18 protein-coding genes and 1 tRNA gene are annotated in these 17,804 nt (G+C 54.7%); 5 read left to right on the forward strand and 14 right to left on the reverse strand.

All coding sequences use genetic code 11. The features are described 5' to 3' along the window. Positions 1–44 precede the first annotated feature (44 nt). Entirely contained in the window at positions 45–965 is a 921-nt protein-coding gene (locus GPK42_RS00265; protein WP_252199994.1) for a DUF7916 family protein, read from the forward strand. A gap of 54 nt (positions 966–1,019) precedes the next feature. Beyond that, complete coding sequence (locus GPK42_RS00270) at positions 1,020–1,757, forward strand: GntR family transcriptional regulator (protein ID WP_215692688.1); 738 nt, start codon at positions 1,020–1,022, stop codon at positions 1,755–1,757. Positions 1,758–2,029: 272 nt separating this feature from the next. Here GPK42_RS00270 and GPK42_RS00275 read toward each other — a convergent pair whose 3' ends face one another. Further along, positions 2,030–2,794: a DeoR/GlpR family DNA-binding transcription regulator gene (locus GPK42_RS00275; protein ID WP_338404300.1), complete on the reverse strand. Its 765-nt coding sequence runs from the start codon at positions 2,792–2,794 to the stop codon at positions 2,030–2,032. 205 nt (positions 2,795–2,999) lie between these two features. On the opposite strand from GPK42_RS00275, the gene GPK42_RS00280 reads away from it, so the two are divergent. Continuing rightward, on the forward strand, positions 3,000–4,052 hold the full coding sequence (locus tag GPK42_RS00280) for an aldose epimerase family protein (protein ID WP_215692690.1): 1,053 nt from the start codon (positions 3,000–3,002) through the stop codon (positions 4,050–4,052). A gap of 325 nt (positions 4,053–4,377) precedes the next feature. Here GPK42_RS00280 and GPK42_RS00285 read toward each other — a convergent pair whose 3' ends face one another. After that, entirely contained in the window at positions 4,378–4,860 is a 483-nt protein-coding gene (locus tag GPK42_RS00285; protein WP_215692692.1) for a PTS sugar transporter subunit IIB, read from the reverse strand. 157 nt (positions 4,861–5,017) lie between these two features. On the opposite strand from GPK42_RS00285, the gene GPK42_RS00290 reads away from it, so the two are divergent. Next, positions 5,018–5,093: transfer RNA gene (locus tag GPK42_RS00290), tRNA-Thr, on the forward strand. 208 nt (positions 5,094–5,301) lie between these two features. Here the strand turns inward: GPK42_RS00290 and GPK42_RS00295 are convergent. From GPK42_RS00295 to GPK42_RS00305, 3 genes are all read right to left on the reverse strand, one after another. Then, entirely contained in the window at positions 5,302–5,775 is a 474-nt protein-coding gene (locus GPK42_RS00295; protein ID WP_117772916.1) for a NanQ anomerase/TabA/YiaL family protein, read from the reverse strand. A 197-nt stretch (positions 5,776–5,972) separates the two neighbouring features. Further along, positions 5,973–6,908, reverse strand: coding sequence for a hexose kinase (locus GPK42_RS00300; protein WP_055251199.1), 936 nt, complete (start codon positions 6,906–6,908; stop codon positions 5,973–5,975). 59 nt (positions 6,909–6,967) lie between these two features. Next, positions 6,968–7,849, reverse strand: a complete 882-nt coding sequence (locus tag GPK42_RS00305) for an aldose 1-epimerase family protein (protein ID WP_215692694.1) — start codon at positions 7,847–7,849, stop codon at positions 6,968–6,970. A 156-nt stretch (positions 7,850–8,005) separates the two neighbouring features. On the opposite strand from GPK42_RS00305, the gene GPK42_RS00310 reads away from it, so the two are divergent. After that, a complete protein-coding gene (locus GPK42_RS00310) occupies positions 8,006–8,590 on the forward strand; it encodes a flavodoxin domain-containing protein (RefSeq protein WP_055310431.1) in 585 nt (194 codons plus the stop codon). A gap of 75 nt (positions 8,591–8,665) precedes the next feature. Here GPK42_RS00310 and nagA read toward each other — a convergent pair whose 3' ends face one another. The 9 genes from nagA to GPK42_RS00355 form a co-directional block, all read right to left on the reverse strand. Continuing rightward, positions 8,666–9,835 carry an N-acetylglucosamine-6-phosphate deacetylase gene (gene nagA / locus GPK42_RS00315; RefSeq protein ID WP_117769904.1) on the reverse strand — a complete coding sequence of 390 codons (1,170 nt, stop codon included), beginning with the start codon at positions 9,833–9,835 and terminating at the stop codon, positions 8,666–8,668. Between the two features lie 117 nt (positions 9,836–9,952). After that, positions 9,953–11,119 (reverse strand): AgaS family sugar isomerase, encoded by a 1,167-nt coding sequence (locus tag GPK42_RS00320; RefSeq protein ID WP_006236270.1) that lies wholly within the window; start codon positions 11,117–11,119, stop codon positions 9,953–9,955. A 111-nt stretch (positions 11,120–11,230) separates the two neighbouring features. Next, positions 11,231–11,965 (reverse strand): GntR family transcriptional regulator, encoded by a 735-nt coding sequence (locus GPK42_RS00325; RefSeq protein ID WP_006236269.1) that lies wholly within the window; start codon positions 11,963–11,965, stop codon positions 11,231–11,233. An 87-nt stretch (positions 11,966–12,052) separates the two neighbouring features. Next, positions 12,053–12,481: a PTS sugar transporter subunit IIA gene (locus tag GPK42_RS00330; protein WP_040360084.1), complete on the reverse strand. Its 429-nt coding sequence runs from the start codon at positions 12,479–12,481 to the stop codon at positions 12,053–12,055. A gap of 81 nt (positions 12,482–12,562) precedes the next feature. Next, positions 12,563–13,186: a hypothetical protein gene (locus tag GPK42_RS00335; protein ID WP_006236267.1), complete on the reverse strand. Its 624-nt coding sequence runs from the start codon at positions 13,184–13,186 to the stop codon at positions 12,563–12,565. A gap of 188 nt (positions 13,187–13,374) precedes the next feature. Then, a complete protein-coding gene (locus GPK42_RS00340) occupies positions 13,375–14,214 on the reverse strand; it encodes a PTS system mannose/fructose/sorbose family transporter subunit IID (protein ID WP_006236265.1) in 840 nt (279 codons plus the stop codon). Next, entirely contained in the window at positions 14,204–15,091 is an 888-nt protein-coding gene (locus GPK42_RS00345; protein WP_006236264.1) for a PTS mannose/fructose/sorbose/N-acetylgalactosamine transporter subunit IIC, read from the reverse strand. The genes GPK42_RS00340 and GPK42_RS00345 overlap by 11 nt, the downstream gene beginning before the upstream one ends. A 93-nt stretch (positions 15,092–15,184) precedes the next feature. Further along, a complete protein-coding gene (locus tag GPK42_RS00350) occupies positions 15,185–15,649 on the reverse strand; it encodes a PTS sugar transporter subunit IIB (RefSeq protein WP_006236263.1) in 465 nt (154 codons plus the stop codon). Between the two features lie 2 nt (positions 15,650–15,651). Beyond that, a complete protein-coding gene (locus GPK42_RS00355; protein WP_215692696.1) occupies positions 15,652–17,448 on the reverse strand; it encodes a glycoside hydrolase family 35 protein in 1,797 nt (598 codons plus the stop codon). Positions 17,449–17,804: the final 356 nt, after the last annotated feature.

A 17,804-nucleotide genomic window follows, 5' to 3' on the forward strand; every position in this document is an offset into this window, starting at 1 on the left:
GAGACAATGTCACAAGCCTGTCGTTCTAGTCAAAGGAAGTAACAATGCCCAAACGATTACTGAACATGTCCGCATCCGATTTTGCCGCCACGTCACCCATGGATCTAAAGCAGGCAATTCTGGCTTCCGAGGGACGTACCATCATGGCGGAAAACGTACCCTCTTCCCAATTTCTCGGCGGCGTTACTAATGCAGAAATCGAACGTGCCGCAGGTGCCGACCTGCTTCTGTTTAACGCGCTCGATGTGTTCGATCCAGTTATTGCCGGTATTCCAGATGATCTCAATGAAAACCCGGTCACTTGGGTGAAGCGAGCATGCGGAAGGCCCATTGGCGTCAATCTGGAGCCAGTTGATAACGAGGCAGAGATGTCTGAATCCCGAACGGAAATCCCCATGGGTCGTCGCGTCTCTCCCAAGACCTTAGAAAAGGCTAACGAACTCGGATTTGATTTTATCTGCCTGACGGGCAACCCTGGAACCGGCGTCTCCAACGATGCAATCGCCCATTCGATTAAACTCTCCAAAGAGCATTTCAATGGCCTGGTCATAGCCGGAAAAATGCATGGAGCGGGCGTTGCGGAACCTGTCATGACGCTCGAAATTGCGCGCAAGTTTGTTGACCTCGGCGTCGATATCCTTCTCGTGCCAGCCCCCTACACCGTCCCTTGCTTCCAAGAAGCAGACCTGCGCGCCATCGTAGACTTTGTACGATCCCACAACGTAGGCAAGTCAATTGAAGAGAAGGTTCTCGTCATGGCGGCGAACGGGACGAGTCAAGACTCCTGCGACAGCGAGACCATTAAGAAAATAGGCCTTGCAGCAAAAGCAGCCGGCGCCGACCTCCAACATATCGGGGACTCCATGAACGGTATTTGCCTGCCCCAGAATATCTTCACGCTCGGACAAGCCCTTCGTGGATACAGGCATCAGATCGTCATGCTGAGCCGCTCTATGATACGTTAAGGTTACCTTGCCCACGTTACATCCCGACTGAGGCAACCATCAGGTATAACCAACATGCAAACTGAGGCTCTAATGCTCGATACACACGAAAAACGGCCACTCTATTTACAGCTCACCGACGCGCTGCTCAAGCAGATCGTCGATGAATATCAAGCAGACGATAAACTTCCAACAGAAATGGAACTCTGCGACGAATACGCCGTAAGCAGAACAACCGTCCGACTTGCCATGAGTGAGCTGGAACGTCGTGGAAGTATCTATCGAATCCAAGGTAAGGGATCGTTTGTTGCACCGAAAAGCGTTAGCGAGCTCAATTCACTTTTAGACTTTGACTTTGCAAGCCATTGCGATGGCGTTGATCCGGATGCCATCACCAAACATTTCGGCGGCCTCACATCAGGTCGTCCAATTTCCGTAATGATGCTCCAACAATTTGGATGTCAAAGTCGCGATGAAATTCAGCGTCTTGAATTGACCTACGAACTTGAAGGCAGCTTCATAGGCGCTGATACGTTCTTCATTTCAAAGTCGCGCGTTCCGAATAACCAGTTAGATTTTCAGGCATTTAGCAGAATCATGGACGACTTGTCCAAGTCTATCCAATCTGTTAGGGAAAGCTATAGAGCACGTCAGCTTAGCGATTCCGAAGCCAGTAATTATGGTGTTGCAAAACTTCCGGTCATCGAACTGACTCATTATGCTTACGACTCCGGAGGCAAACTAATCTCAATTGTCTGCCGCACCGTCTTAACTGGGCGAATCCCTTATCAAAACTTTATTTTCAAGTCCTAATGTTCTTTTTCTTTTGTCTCGATCTGTAACACGTAGCCGAGTTTTTAAGTCCTAACCGTTACAGATCGAGACAAACAAGGTAGACCCCGCCGAATTGTCTCAATCTGTAACATCTGGTTGGTGGTTTCACCCCTACCTGTTACAGGTTGAGACGATTTGATAGTGGAGTCCTTATTTGCGCGTCATATCGCGTAGCGCTGACGCGCTGGTTTCCACAATGACAGGAGGTAAAAGTCCTCCCGCATCACCCGTTGGCAATCCCGTAGCGATAACTAGCAAATAACCTGCGTGTGTTCCTCGATGGCGGCACGATCCTCGGCGGCGATGCCCGGCTCGCACACCACGGCGTCCAAATTGTCCAGGCGGCAGAAGGTGTAGAAGTCGCGCTTGCCGATCTTGCTGGAGTCGGCGATCAGATAGCGCGAGTCGGCCTTGCTAAAGGCGAGCTGCTGGATGCGGCCCTCTTCCATATTGGATGTAGACACGTCGCCGTCCAGAATGCCGTTGGCACCGATAAACGCCGCGTCGATGCCCAGCGCACGCAGGGTATCCTCGGCCGTTGGTCCCACAAAAGCGGCGGTGCGGCGACGGTACATGCCGCCCACCAGGCACAGGTCGCAGTCTTCGCGCGCCTCGAGCAGGTTAAACACCGAAAGCGAATTGGTCACAATGCGCAGGCGAAACGCCGGCAGCATCGAGGCCATCTGCTCAACCGTGGTGCCCGTGCCCAAAAAGATGGTCGAGCCTTCCTCGATAAGCTCCACAGAACGGCGCGAAATCTGCAACTTTTCCTCGGCATGCTTCGTGCGCTTTTCGCTGTGCGAATACTCATGGCGCAGCATAGCGTGTGGACGGCCCTGCGCACTGCGGGCTCCGCCGTGCACGCGCTCGATCTCGCCCAGGCTCGCAAGCTCCTCAAGGTCACGGCGGATCGTCATATCCGAGACACCTAACGCATCCGAAATCTCCTTGACCGAGACCGTTCCCTGTTCCTCGAGCAGCTGCCGAACCTTATCCTGTCGCTCCGCTTTAATCACGATGAGTCCTCGCTGTTCCACGCTCACGTCAATTCAAACAATAACGAACAAATTGTATCAGACTCGCGCGCGTCAGAAATGAACGCCCGCACAGCTCCAATCATCACTTTTTTGAGAAAAATACCCTCTGCTTTAGTGGGGTGTAGTGATAATCTCGCCTGTTCGCGCTACAGTTTGTCGGAAATACCTCGATGTTAGGAACCAAATGATCACTTCCGAGCTTTTCGGCACCGCGCCGTGCGGTACCCCCGTTCATCGTTACACCCTCAACGGGCCCGAGATCTGCGTTCGCATTATGGACTATGGCGCCACCGTGCTGGGTATCGATGTGCCCGACATTCCCGGCAACGTGCGCGATGTGGTGCTGGGCTTCGATAAGCTCGAGGATTACTTTGACAACCCCGCCTGCTTTGGCGCGACCATCGGCCCCGTGGCCAACCGCACCGCGGGCGCCACGATTACCATCGACGGCACGGACTGGCATATGCCCGCCAACGAGGGCGCCAACAACCTGCACAGCGATCTTGAGCACGGTCTGCATAAACGCGTGTGGGACGTTGAGCTCGACGAGGCCCATAACGCCGTGCGCATGACCACCTCGCTTGAGGATGGCGAACTGGGCCTTCCCGGCAACCGCACCTTTACGGCCGTGTTTACCGTTACACGCACCGGCGTCTTTCGCATCGAGTATGGCTGCGAGAGCGACCGCGCCACCTACGTGTCCATGACCAACCACACGTACTTTAACCTTGCCGGTCATAACGCCGGCATGGACTGTGAGCACTTCTTTGTTGCTAACGCTGCTCACTACCTGCCCATTAACGAGCAGAACATCCCCACCGGCGAGATTGCTCCGGTCGAGGGAACACCGTTTGACTTCCGCGAGCTGCGCCCCGTCGCACCCGGCATGGAGGCCGACGACCCGCAGATTAAGCAAGCCCGTGGCTACGATCACTGCCTGTGCATCGATGGCTATCAGTACGGGCGCAACCTGCGTCGCGCCCTGCATGTTGAGGAGATGTGGACCGGCCGTGAGCTGGACTACTTCACCACCGCCCCGGGCGTGCAGCTCTACACCGGCAACTGGCTGGGCGACGAGCACGCCAAGGACGACGCCAACTATGGTTGGGGCGCCGGCTTTGCCCTCGAAGCCGAGATGTACCCCGACACGCCGCACCAGCCGCTGTTCCCGCAGGGCATTGTGGGCCCGGGTCACCCCTACAGCAATGTGATCGAGTACCACTTTATGAGGCACTAAGCCCACAATGCGACATATCGCACAGCAGCGCCCGCCGGCACCACCGCCGGCGGGCGCTTTTTCATCTTTTGGGCTCATTTTCGCTGTGACTGTATGAGTGACATATCAAAACTATGCCCATTTACTACGTTTAGCCCGGGATGCTCGACCATACACCGGTTTTTGTTACATTTGCGAGCCATCTACCTGCGGTTTTGTTTTTCCCAAATTCGACATGCTCGACGATAGCCGATCAAACGTAGTAAATGGACATAGTTTTGACAGGCGGCATCGCGCGCGTCCCTCGCAAGGGTACAATAATCCGTTTTCCTCCGTCCCCAAGGGATCAGTTGAACAGATTGCCGATGGGGTCGGGGGCGGAACTGGGAAGATAGCGGATTTCTAGTTCTATGCCGAGCTTTTGCAGCTCTTTGAAGGTGGCGATGTCCGTATCGTCTACGGCAACGGCAGGCGTTACAGAGCGCTTGCCCTCCCCCGCCCGCATATGGCCGATGCTGATCTTGGTGATCGGCACACCGCCCTTAACCAGCACGAGCACATCGGCGGGTGAGGACACCATGATCAGAATCAATTGGCGAGGCGTTGCGGTATGAATGACGTCGATGGTCCTTTGCACCGAGAAAAAGCGCGTCCAAACGCCTTCTGGCGTCGCCACCCTCATAGGGGCCCACTTGCGAGCGTCCGCCGCGATCTCATCGTTGACGATTAGGACAAGGTTGGAACCCACGGCTTCGTTCCACAGCTCAACGTCTTGTCCGTAAATGAAACGGTCGTCGATGCGTGCGAGAAGAATCTTGGGTTGAGTCATCGCTGCCCCATTCTGTTTGAGACCCGTAAGAGCAAGACATCGCGTCTCCAATATTAGTGCATTTAAAGTGAGAAAAGCCGTCAGAACACTTGCGCGGATTTGCGATGTCCCGTATCATAGACAGCCGTTGACGCCTCAGTTGCGCCATCACATGGCCGCCAGCGTAGCTCAGTTGGTAGAGCACCGCTCTCGTAAAGCGGGGGTCACCGGTTCGAGCCCGGTCGCTGGCTCCATTGCACAAGATAGCCGCCTTCGGGCGGCTTTTTTGTTGCTGATTTCGGGCGCGCTTCCGCCAATCCAAGCACAACGCCGCCGGAAACTCTCCTACTCAACAAAAGCCCCGCCAACCGCAATCCCCAAAGGAACCGCGTTCAGCGGGGCCCAAGCGAGCTCCCCCAAGGGATAACGCTCGCAACACGAACAGCTCAGCCGAGCAGCGCGCTACTCCTCCCAGTAAGCATCTGCAAGCAGCTTAAAGCAAATCTTCTTGACCGGCTGCGCGCCATCGCCCTGGAACTCGAGCGTGGGCATGTGAGGCTCGCCGGCAACGAACAGCGCGAACTTGTCGTCGGCAAGATCGCCGGCGATCGAGGCGTCGGAATCGACCAGATCGTAGTCGTCCTTCTCGTCAAACTCCTGGACCAGCGTCAGGCTGCCCGTGGCGACCTTAAAGGCCTCGCGACCCTCGACGTCGATCTGCAGATCGTGATAGCGCTGATGCGTCTCGTAGTGAGCCTCGGCTTCGGGACGCGTCGTGGGAGCCATGACGTTCGCAAAGACCTTGTCGCCCAGAATCGGATGGCTGCCGACCTCGAGCTTCGCCGGATCGTTCTCCTCGAGCCAGTCGATCAGCACGTCGAGGCCCTTGAGCATTCCACGGTACTCCTCGATATCGCCCAATGCACCGTAAATCATCTAAATCCCCTCTCGGATCGTTTCTTTGGCGGCTACTCGGCAAACGCATTACCGACGCTGTTGCCACCCACATGCGTCTCGACCAGGGTAAGGTCGGGATTGAACACGACAGTGTCGGCGTCGCGCCCCGGCATAATGCTACTGCACTTGTCGTCGACATGAGCTGGCAACCGATGCCGGGGCCGCAGCACAAGCTCCTACAGCTCGGTCACGACAACGCCGTTGTAAACCTCGTCCCAACGATCCATAACCAAGTGGCCAGTCATGGGATCCATGGCATTGAGCTTGCCGCAGGTGTTGGCGGTACGCAGCACCGTCTCGTCGTCGGCTCCGGCAGCAATCGCATGTGCGAAGCCGGCAATGGTCGAATCGCCAGAGCCCGTAGCGTTAACGGCGGGGATATCGGGGGTCTTGGCGCGGAACGCACGGCCGTTATGGAAACCAACGGAGCCGGCAGCGCCCATGGATACGACGACCCAGGGGATATCGGAGAAGCGGGCGTCAGAGGCGAGCGCGGAACGGAGCTCGTCCACATCGTCGGTGGTAAAGCTCGTGCCCAGAAGGCCGTTAATTTCGGTCAGGTTAGGCTTAACCAGCTCAGGCTTGACCTCGGACTTGAGCGCAGCCTCGAGCGAGGCGCCCGAGGTATCGAGCAGCACCTTGGCGCCGGCGTTCTCTGCAATGCCCGTGATCTTAGCGTAGTAGTCCGCCTCGACGCCGCGGGGCAGCGAACCCGAGATGGTAACGACATCGGCCTTGCTCGCAAGCTCGGCGAACTTGGCGGTAAAGGCATCGAGCTCCTCGGGGGCAATCGTCGGGCCGCTCTCGAGCAGCTCGGTCTGGTTGCCGGCGTGGAGGATGTTGAGACAAATGCGAGTCTCGCCCTTGATGGGCACAAAATCATTCTTAATGCCGTTGGCATCCATGAGCTCGGCCATATAGGCGCCCATATGACCACCAAGCAGGCCGGTTGCCACAACATCGTCGCCCAGCTGGCCCAGGACGCGGGCCACGTTGAGGCCCTTACCGCCGGCGGTCTTTTCGGGCGTCACGCGGTTGACGTCGTCGATAATGAGCTCATCGAGCTGATAGCGCGTATCGACGGACGGGTTCATCGTAACGGTGAGGATCATTTCTAGCTCCTTATCTCGCAGGCTCCTTATGCCTTGCAAAACGAATTGGCTACATGCGACTACAGAATCTCGATCGTGAACGAGCGCACGATGGTTTCTTTGGGCTTGGCGATAAGACAGCCGCGCTTGTGCTCAAGCACGTCGTCCTCATCGGAGCAGGTCGAAAGGCCGCCCCAGGGTTCAACTGCCACAAAATCGCCCTCGGGCTTGCTCCACACAATGAGATATGGGAAGCCCCCAAAGCTCAGGCGGACGCCCTTGTCCTCGCCCTTCTTGGAAAGCGTGACCTGACGGCTCTCGAGCACGTCAAAGATGGTCTCCGCAAAATCGAAGAGCTCATGCGACAGAGGCAGCGTCTTTCCCACCATGGGGTTCTTGGAGCGGTTGGTCACGTCAATCAATCCGGTCGAGGGAACGGCGGTGCAGAGCTCCACAGCCTCGTCTTTCTCAAAACGCAACTCGTAGTCCGTATAGGCCTCGCCCTCATCGAGCGGGCACCTAAAGCCGGGGTGTCCACCGATAAAGAAAGGCATGTCCTCGGTGCCCTCGTTGGTAACCTCATAGGAGACGCGCACGGCGGCGTCCTCGAGCGTATAGCGGGCGACAAGCTTAAACGGATACGGATAATCGCTCAGCAGCGCGGCGTTATCCTCCGAAGCCAGGCACATCGCCAGCTCGTTCTCGCTCTGGCTCAGCAGCTTCCACTCCTGTTTGCGCGCAAACCCATGGCGAGCGAGCTTTACATGATGCCCGGCAAACGTCATGGCGTTGTTATCGCGCAAGCCTCCGCAAATCGGGAAGCAAATCGGTGCCTGGCCGGACCACACGGCGGGATCGCCCTGCCACAGATACTCGCGACCTCCGGCCTCGATCGAGGTAAACGAACCACCAGCCGTGGACACCTTAATAGAAATCGAATCGTTGGAGAGAGCGTATTCCATTGCCCATCCTTTCGAACAACTGCTTTTTGCTCGCAAGTACCCGTCTCGGCCCTAACCAAAGGACAAACCCGCACGTTCATCGATGCGTCCGGTATCCCAGCCATGTAACGGGGTACCATACAGACATTGATGCAATTACAGCTGAAAGGCCTTCTTATGCGAACCATCATCCTCTACGCCTCGCGCCATCACGGCAACACGAAAAAGCTCGTGGACGCCATCGTCGAGGCACACCCCGAGATCGATACCCTCGACGTCAAGGCACTCGGTAAAAACGAGTACCCCGACCTGCACGAATATCATCTGATCGGTGTCGCCACGGGCATCTATTACTCCGAGATCGACAAGGACATGGCACGCGTGCTCACGAACGTGCTGCAACCGCAGGACAAGGTGTTTGGCCTTATGACCTACGGTGGCAAAAACAAGTGGTACGGCAAGGATATCGATGGCATCTGCCGCATGAGGCAGGCCATCTTTATGGGTGTCTACGGCTGCCCCGGCTTTGATACGTGGGGGCCGTTCAAACTCGCCGGCGGTGTCCAAAAGGGACACCCGACCGCTGAGGAAATTAAGGGCGCCGTCGACTTCTTCGACAAGATCGAAGACGAATATGGCGATATCATCGTCGAAGAGTATGCCAAGCGCGAGAAGCGTCTAGCATACGAAAAGGAGCATCCCGCGGGGGGTCTTGTGGCCGGCGTCAAGCGCACGGCAAAGAAGATCGCTAACAAGCTGTAACTGTTAAGGTGCTTTTGAGCATTTAACCCATACGGCGGGTCCGAGCAGATTCGGGCCCGCCGTCTTTTTCTATCGTTACTCGGTAAAGGCGTTGCCGACGCTCTGGCCGCCAACATACGTCTCGACGAGGGTGAGCTCATGGTCGAACACGACAAAGTCGGCGTCGCGACCCGGCATGATGCTGCCGCACTTATCCTCGATGTGCGCAGAGCGAGCCGGCACCTCGGTTGCCATGCGAATGGCGATATCAGCGCTGGCGATGCCCCAATCGACAATGTTCTTGACGCCCTGGGCAAGCGTGAGCACCGAGCCGGCAATGCTTTTGCCGTCGGCGAGCCAGCACAGGTTGTCCTTCATGATGACGTCCATGCCACCACTGGTGTAGCTGCCCTCGGGCATGCCGCCGCAGCCCAGGCAGTCGGTGATGAGCACCGTGTGCTGCCAGCCCTTTGCCTGCAGCAGTGCCTTGATGGCGGCAGGGTTTACGTGCTTGCCGTCACAGATGATCTCGGCGTAGGTCTCGGGCGTGGACATGGCAGCACCCACGACACCGGGCTCACGGTGATGCAGACCGCGCTGGCCGTTATAGGTATGCGTAAAGCAGCTGGCACCGGCATTGATAGCGGCGATGCACTCATCGTAGGTGGCGTCGGAGTGACCGATGCTGGTCACCACGCCCTTGGCGTTCAGAGCAGCCGCATAAGCAGCGGCACCGTCGCGCTCGGCGGCCATGGCGCTCTTAACGATGCGACCGCCCGCAGCCTCCTGCCACTGGTCGAAAACCTCCTCGGAGGGGTCAATCAGGTAAGCGGGGTTCTGCGCGCCCACGTGCTTCATGGTAAAGAAGGGGCCCTCCAGGTAGATGCCCTGAATGCGGGCACCGCAGAAGTCGGGGCCGCGGCCCTCGTCCGCCTTGGCGATAGCAGCGCAGGCGTCCTTGATCTGTTCGACGCCATCGGTGAACGTCGTGGGCAGCCAGCTGGTGGTACCGCGACGGGCGAGCTCGGTTGAGCTGATATCGATGCCCTCGGGATCGTTATCGGTAGTTGAGTGGTTGTAGAAGCCATGGATGTGAGTATCGACCATACCCGGTGCGATCCACGATCCCGTGTAGTCCTTAATCTCGCAAGAGGGCTCGTCGGCCTGCCAGGCGCCAAAAACGCCATCCTCGACCATAAGATAGCCGCCCAGTTGCGGGCCTGCCGGCAAGAAGAACTTGTCAGCCTTAATTGCGTACGTGCTCATATGCACTCCTCGCTTCTAAAGCAGTTGACTGTGGTAATGCTTATACCCAGCTCACGTAAAACAAAAAGCGCCCGCCCGCCGTTATGAGCGGACGGGCGCCCTTACAGGGGGACGCGATTAAGCGGTGAAGGGGTGAATCGTCACGCCCTTAACCACGCGGTTGACCGTGCCGGTGGGGCTCGGCGTATCGGGCGTGTTGCCCACGCGCACGGAGTTGAGCAGGCTGATAGCCTGGGCAAACATTACGAACGGCAGAGCAAGGTAGCCCTCGGGAAGCGCCTCGTAGCCCTTAAAGGTGAAGGACTCACCCTCATAGACGGTGGCACCTTCCTGCTGAACGGCGATGGTGTGCTGAGCGATCTCGTCGCCACCAATCTCGTTGAGAATGTCGATGTCATACTGACGGGTGTAAGCGTCATTGTTGACGAACACGAAGACGAGCGTCTTATCGTCGACGAAGGACTTAGGTCCGTGACGATAGCCCATGGAAGTGTCGTAAGAAGTGGCAACCAGGCCGTGAGCGAGCTCGAGGATCTTGAGCTGGCTCTCCTGGGCAAGGCCACCGAAGGAGCCAGAACCCAAGTAGGTCACGCGGTTGAAGTCGCCAGCCAGGTAATCGGCGACCTCGGACTCGCGAGCGATAACCTCCTCGCCCATCTTGGCGATGGTCTCGACCCATTCAGCCTTCTGCTCGTCAGAGGCCGTATCGAAAATAAGGGTAGAGAGCAGGGTCATGCAGGAATAAGAACCGGTCATGGCGAAGCCCTTGTCGTTGGCGCGCGGAATGAGCAGCGTCAGCGCGTTGGGATCATCGGCAGACTCAACGGCGAGCTTGCCCTCGGGAGCGCAGGTGATGTTGAGGAACTTGACGTTGTGGACGAGCTCCTTGGCAACGGCAACGGCGGCAAGGCTCTCGGGGCTATTGCCAGAGCGGGCAAAGGAAACCACGAGCGTGGGATCCTCGGCGCGCAGGAAGTCGCGCGGGGCGCTCACGATGTCGGTCGTGGCGATGGGCTTAAAGTCGTAGAGATCAGTGTTGCCAGCGTGACGCAGGTACGGGGCGCAGGTATCGCCAACGTAGTCGGACGTACCGGCACCGGTGAAGACAACGGACAGACGGCCCTCGCCCATAGCGCGAGCCTCGGCCAGAAAGGCCTCGATGGCCTCCTTGTTCTCGCGATAGATGTTGAGCGTATCACGCCAAAGCTCGGGCTGCTGAGCAATCTCGGCCGTGGTGATCTGGGCGCCGAGCTCGGTAAGCTCCTCGACACTCTTCTCGAACATTTCTAATACCTCTTTCTTTACTAAATTGTCTGATATACAAAGACTTAATCTGAAAAGTTAAATCGGGTAGTAGTCATAGGCTGTTTTTCTTTCGTTGGCACTCGTATCCGATCACAAAGTATCTCGATAGTGAGAGATTCTGTACTTGAACTTGTCCGCACGAGCCACCGAAAGCGTGAACTCGACAACATCATTTTGGGTGTTGTGAGTAGTTCGGACTATGTCCAGAACTGGCGCACCCTCACCAATACCTAGAAGCCGAGCGTCACATGGACGTGCTATACCCGCAGAGAACTCCTCATCCGCTACTCGAATTTTCTGCTGATAATCCTGCTCAATAACATCGTAAAGGGGCTTTTGTTCGAGTAGAGGACGCTTGAGTGAAATAAAGAGCCTTGCTGGAAGATAGCTACGCTCAACCATCATAGGTATACCATCTGCCATTCGTAAACGTTTGAGTTTTAATACCTTTTCACCCAAATGAATCCCCATTTGCATCGAGAGCGTTTTATCTGCTTCCATTTCACAGAACTCTAAGATGGTTGTTTCTGGCAGCCGGCCCATCGCTTTCATCTGTTCAGTAAAACTGTACGATTGGGTAAGATTTGTTGCTTGAGCTAGTCGATCGGCAACAAACGTACCGCGACCTTGTTTTCGCACGATCCGACCAAGATACTCAAGTTCCTGAATTGCAAGCCGGACAGTCGACCGCGAAAGCCCGAAACGTTCGGCAAGCTCACGTTCGGACGGAATCAAATCACCTGGCTGATATTCATGATCAATTTTTTCGATCAGAATATCTACGAGCTGGTCATATAGCGGTTGTCTGTGCCTCGTGCACGTCATGATATTCTCCACGTAATGAGCAATTGACCAATACTTCAGCCTTCAGGTAACGCACCAACATGTCCAATAAATGGGCTAATAGCGACGCTACATCTCATCGTCTTCATCAATGTCAGCACTCTCGAGTTTCTTGAGATCGACTCCCTCACGACCAACGACCCGTGCGCGTTCGGCAAGTTCATCAAGCGTTGGGTCTCCAAACGCACGCGTCATAACGAGCTCCACCAACATAGGTAGATTTGTTCCGGTGACAACGGTCACGTTATCGAGCTCAGTCGTCATTGGGATAGCTTGATTGAACGGAGTACCGCCAAGCAAATCAACAAACACCAATACGCCATCACAAGCTTGACGCATCTTGGCAATGCAGGTTCGCAAATCATCACCAAAAGTAACCGCCTCCGAGCCCGCAAAAGGAACTACCTCAAAATTAGGCTGTTCGCCGGCGACCATATCCACAGCGCTTTTCAAACCAGGTGCAAACTGACCGTGACCAGTTAGTACAAATCCAATCATTCTATCTACCTTTCTACCGTTCGCTTTCTCTAGCCATAGAACCCCTCAAAAGGGCTCTTACGACCACTGCATCATTAAAGTTTAGTGAGTATTTTGTTTTATCGTGGGAGGTCTGTGAGCGTCTCTAAGCTGCTTTTCAAGGTTGCGATATCTACGTGCTTCGCTCTTGTTCCCGCTACTCTCATATTGATATGAGAGCAGCAGATAGAGCTTTCCGCGTAACCCAAGGTCGTTCGTATCTAGCATGGCTTCCATCTCATCGATCTTATCATGCCGACGGCGAAAGACTATGTCGTAGGTCAATTGACTGTCCGCCAAAATACCCTTCGACACGACGGGGCGCATCTCTTCCAACATGGACGCCGCCCGCTTGCGGTCACCCGTCTTGATATAGAAATTAAATGCGCGAACCGCAAGCTGTCGACGTTGCTTATCGCTGCACGACATCTCCAGCAAGTGGTCAAGCATTCGATCTGCATATGCGTCCATATCAGCAGCTTCGTAGATAGTGAAACGAAGGTAATACTGCTTATACGTAGACATTACTATACGCGCTAGTTTGCGATCGAGCAGGTCTATGCAATCTTGGTATAAGCCCAAGTTAAACAATACCTGCAATTTCATATCGAAGTATTTTTTCGCTCCTTCGGTCACAGCGAAATAAGCCACGACAACACAAATGAACAGGACAATCCAAAATGGCATTGCACTATATTCCCTTCAAGGCAGCCTTAATGAATTAATCGAACACGATGACTGCATAACCGCCTATGAAAAGCGGTGTCCGACAAAACAAAAGAGGCGCACACTCCAGGGGATATGGCGATAAAGTCGCCTTGGAGGTGTGCGCCACATCTTAATTGAGGATCAAATGTCGCGACAATATGGGGTACTTAGCCCTTGCAAATGATACCGAATGCACCCAAGGCAATGGACAGAACCAAGACGATAAAGATAGCCTTCGTCGAGGTCATGCCCTTCTTACCAAGGAGCCAGTATACGAAGCCGACGAGCGCGGCAGGAACCAGCTTGGGGCAAATCATATTGCAGATATTCTGCAAGTCAACGGTAACGCCACCGATAACAGGCTTCGCTGCAATGACGATACCGACATTGGTTGCGACCAGGGCACCGACCATAAAGACACCCATTACGGAGGCCGCGTCGGTCAACGCGTTCAGGCGGTCGCTCATGGTGGTGACGAGCTTCATACCCTGCTCATAGGCCATGTGGGTCTGCTTGCAGCGGAACCAGTCAACAAGGATGTTAACGGCGACCCAGATGAAGATACCCAAGGGGTTGCCGTTCATGGCCATATTGGCAGCCAGGGCGCCAAAAATGGTCGGGAGCAGCGAACCGAAGATGGAATCGCCGATGGAAGCCAGCGGTCCCATGAGACCAGTCTTGAGACCGGCAACAGCCTCGAGGCCCTCAATGCCCTCCTCTTCCTCGATCGCCAAATCGATACCGGTGATGATCGTGTTGAGGAAGTTTGAGGTGTTGAAGAACGGTGCGCACTGGGCGCGGCAGGCTTCCTTTAGCTCCGGCGTGCCGTCACCGTACAGCTTGCGCAGCGTGGGCAGGATAATCCAGAGATAACCAGAGTGTTGCATGCGCTCGTAGTTCCAACCATCCTGGAAACCAAGCAGGTTACGACGGTTGATCTGCGCAAGGTCGTCCTTGGTAATCTTGTAGCCAGTGGTGCCATTGGCGAGTTTCTCATTAGAGCTCATCGTCGTCGTCTCCCTCCGCAGCGCCAGCAGCAGCGACGGGACGCTGGTTGTTCTTGTAGTACAGCAAAGACAGAGCAAAGCCAATAATAGCGATCGCCAGCATCGACATGTTATTGAACATACCGACCATATCCACGGCACCCTTACCAAGCGCACCGTTCACAGCGACGATGTTGGCGTTGAGGTTCATGATGCTCGTGAAGGCCGTACCAAACAGGGCGGCGACTACAAAGCCGAGCAGCAGGTAGGCGACGTGCTTTTTGACCGGCAGGTAACGGAGCAGGATGGCGAAGCCAACGGCGGGCAAGGCACCGCCAGCAACAGACAGACCGTCACCCAGCCACTTCAAGTCGCCGTTAAGGGCGGTGGTGATGCCCTCGACCAAGCCCTGGCCAAATGCGAGAGCCAGGAAGACCGGAATCATGCGGGACAACATCCAGGAAACGGCACCGAACAAGTAGTGTACGTTGTAGGCGCCCCAGTTCATCTTCTCGATATCGGCATCGCACATGTGACCGAAGAACGTGTTGGCGAAACGGCCGGCGATATCGGTGTAAACGAGAATGGCAGCGACAGGTACGCCGATGGCGGCAAGAGCCGTCTCGGGATTCATGCCCGCACCCACGGCAAAGGCAGTGGCGACCAGAGTGCCGGAGTTGGCATCGATACGAGAGGCGCCGCCAAAGGTACCAACGCCCAGGACGGTGAGCTGCATGCTGCCGCCGATAAACAGGCCAGTCTGCAGGTCACCCATAATCAAACCGGTAATCATACCGGAGAAGACGGCTGAGCCGGCACAGGTGTACCAGTTCAGCTCATCCATAATCTGATAACCCGCATACAGGGTTAACAGAAGAATCTGCCACCAAGCAATCATGGTAAACTCCTTATTTAAGGTGTAACAGTTTCTACAATACCAATACGCTTATATAAACCGTGCATCCCCCTTCACGGCCTAGCGTTAATTCGACTAGAGCGTGAGAGCCTCTGGGTTATCCTGCGGCGTCAGCTGAATGACAATAGGAAGATTATCGGCCTTGAGTTTGGCAAATGCGTCAAGGTCCCCCTGGTCGCAACTAATGTTGCGATTCAGCTTCTTGACCGGCTCCATTGTCGTCATATTACCGACGATGAGCTGCTCAAGCTTAACACCTTGTTCCAAAAGTCGAACGTAGACCTCAGGCTTTTTCGCAACAATGAAGAGACGTTGCGCATCATATTTGCCAGCAGTGATGTTGGCAGCGGCCTTGTCGACAGGAAGCACGGACAACTTCACAGTTGCCGGGCAAGCCATGCGAAGAACCTGCTTTTGGGTAGCATCTTGCGATACCTCGTCGTCAACTACCATGAAGCGGCTTACCTGACGGGCGTTAGACCAGAGGTTTGCCACCTGTCCGTGAATCAAGCGAAAGTCGATTCGTGCGCCTACAATCATTTCTACTCAACTCCTTCTTGTTCAAGTGTACGGATAACGGGCTCAGAGCGAAGGGAGATTTTCGCATCATACACGCCCTCTGTTTCGAACATAACGAGTTCATTGGTACCAGGGTGCAATAAACCGTGCGGAACATAGAGCGTCATGATGGGACCCTTATCCCAAAAACGTCCGACATTCGTTCCGTTTACGAATGCCACACCCTTTCCAAAACCCGTAGTGTCGATAAAGGTATCAGCCGGCTCAGATATATCAAACTTTGCGCGATAAAAGGAAGGTTGTCCCTCTACCCAGCCGGCGGAATAATCAAGATTATCGATGTTATCGAGTGGCAGACAACGCATCTCCCAACCGGTAACAAAGTGAAGATCAACGCAAACTCCTGTCCTAATGCCCTTATGTTGCGTATCAGCGAGCAATTTGTGACCATAATTGACGCGACCCATATCCTCGGTCAGAACATCCAGGCGGTTGTGTTCACAGGGAAGAACGCAGTGAATATCTTCCCCGATGTGCTCCTGATACTGCGTCGCCACTTTGTCACCGTTCACAAACACCTGAGCGCGGTCGCGGGCGTCAATAACCCGAATACGCTCTTCATCTGCACGGTCACGCTCGACAGTCGTGGTATATAACGTATATCCATACGACTGACCCATCTCTTCCATGGGCATAGGATATTGGGCTTCAATCGGCTCCGAAAGAATATCGAGCACATTAAAGAGACTTACGCGCTCACTCACCGAAATATCGGGCATGGAAAACGCCTTTTTTGTTAACGGCTTGCTTTGCGCGATATCGGGATACAGCTCGTGAACTGTCCTTTGAATTGCGAAGTATTTCTCGGTCGGGTTGCCCTGTTCGTCCAATGGAGCATCGTAGTCATATGATGTCACCTGGTGCAGGTCATGCGTATGGCGTGCAGAACATCCGTTCATAAATCCAAAGTTGGTGCCTCCATGAAACATGTAGAGGTTTAAAGATCCTCCAAGCTCGAGCACCTCGCGAACGCAAGAGGCAAGATCTTCGGGATCGCGTCTGATGACGTTCTCCCCATAGCGATTGAACCAGCCGTCCCACAACTCCATGCACATAAGAGGCCATTGTTTTCCATGCTCCTTGTGAAAAGCAGAAAGAGCCTCAAAGTTCTCCTTTGCATGAGAACCAAAGTTGCCGGTGCACAACACATCATCGTCAATGAGCGTACCGGCACGAAGGCACCCACGCCACGGGCCATCGGAAGTACAAAGGGGCACGGAAACCCCACGCTCGACCATAAGGCGACGAATCGCGCGAAGATAGTCCTTATCCTCGCAATATGATCCATACTCGTTTTCAACCTGCATCATGATGATGTTTCCGCCCTTGTCAATCTGACGCGAGACGAGTATCGGCATGAGATGGTCGTAGTACTGCGTAACGTGAGCAAGAAATTTGGGGTCGCTGCTACGCGGCCTCATATCATGTTCGCGCAGCAGCCATGCTGGCATGCCGCCAAATTCCCATTCTGCACAAATAAACGGAGAGGGCCGAACAATTGCATACAGACCGAGCGATGCTGCCTCATCAAGAAATGCCGCCAAATCGATTGAGCCAGAAAAATCGAAGACGCCAGGCTTTGGCTCATGAAGATTCCACGGTACATACGTTTCGACCGTATTAAACCCAAGAGCCTTAAGGTTATAGAGCGAGTGGTGCCAGTCGCTCGGATGAACACGCATATAGTGAATCGCCCCCGACAAGATGGTGAACGGCTCATCATCAAGTAGGAATTGATTGGTGATCTTAAACGAATGCATGCTACTCCCGATCTTCGTGCTCTACGACGCCGATGCCGGTTCCTCGGCCCTCGGCTAAACGCCTTGCCTATTATGGACGCATTAACGCAATTATGTAGACAGAATCTGAAGTGGTCCGTAAACGGTAGCGAAATGACGATGAACGGCTTTAATAAAGAAAATTAAACTACCTGTTAGACCACTGTTTAATTATAGATTCCTAACGATTCTATATTTGAAAGGTGGTATGTACCATCTATCCACTATTTCCTACTAGTTACGTTATGTTTAATCGCATTGTTAGCGCCGGAATAATTTAGCCAAATATAGTCGGCCGAGATTGACCAATCCCGGCCGACCCATTTTAGCCAACACGC

The sequence above is a fragment of the Collinsella aerofaciens genome (assembly GCF_018785265.1).
GTDB lineage: Bacteria > Actinomycetota > Coriobacteriia > Coriobacteriales > Coriobacteriaceae > Collinsella > Collinsella aerofaciens_AI.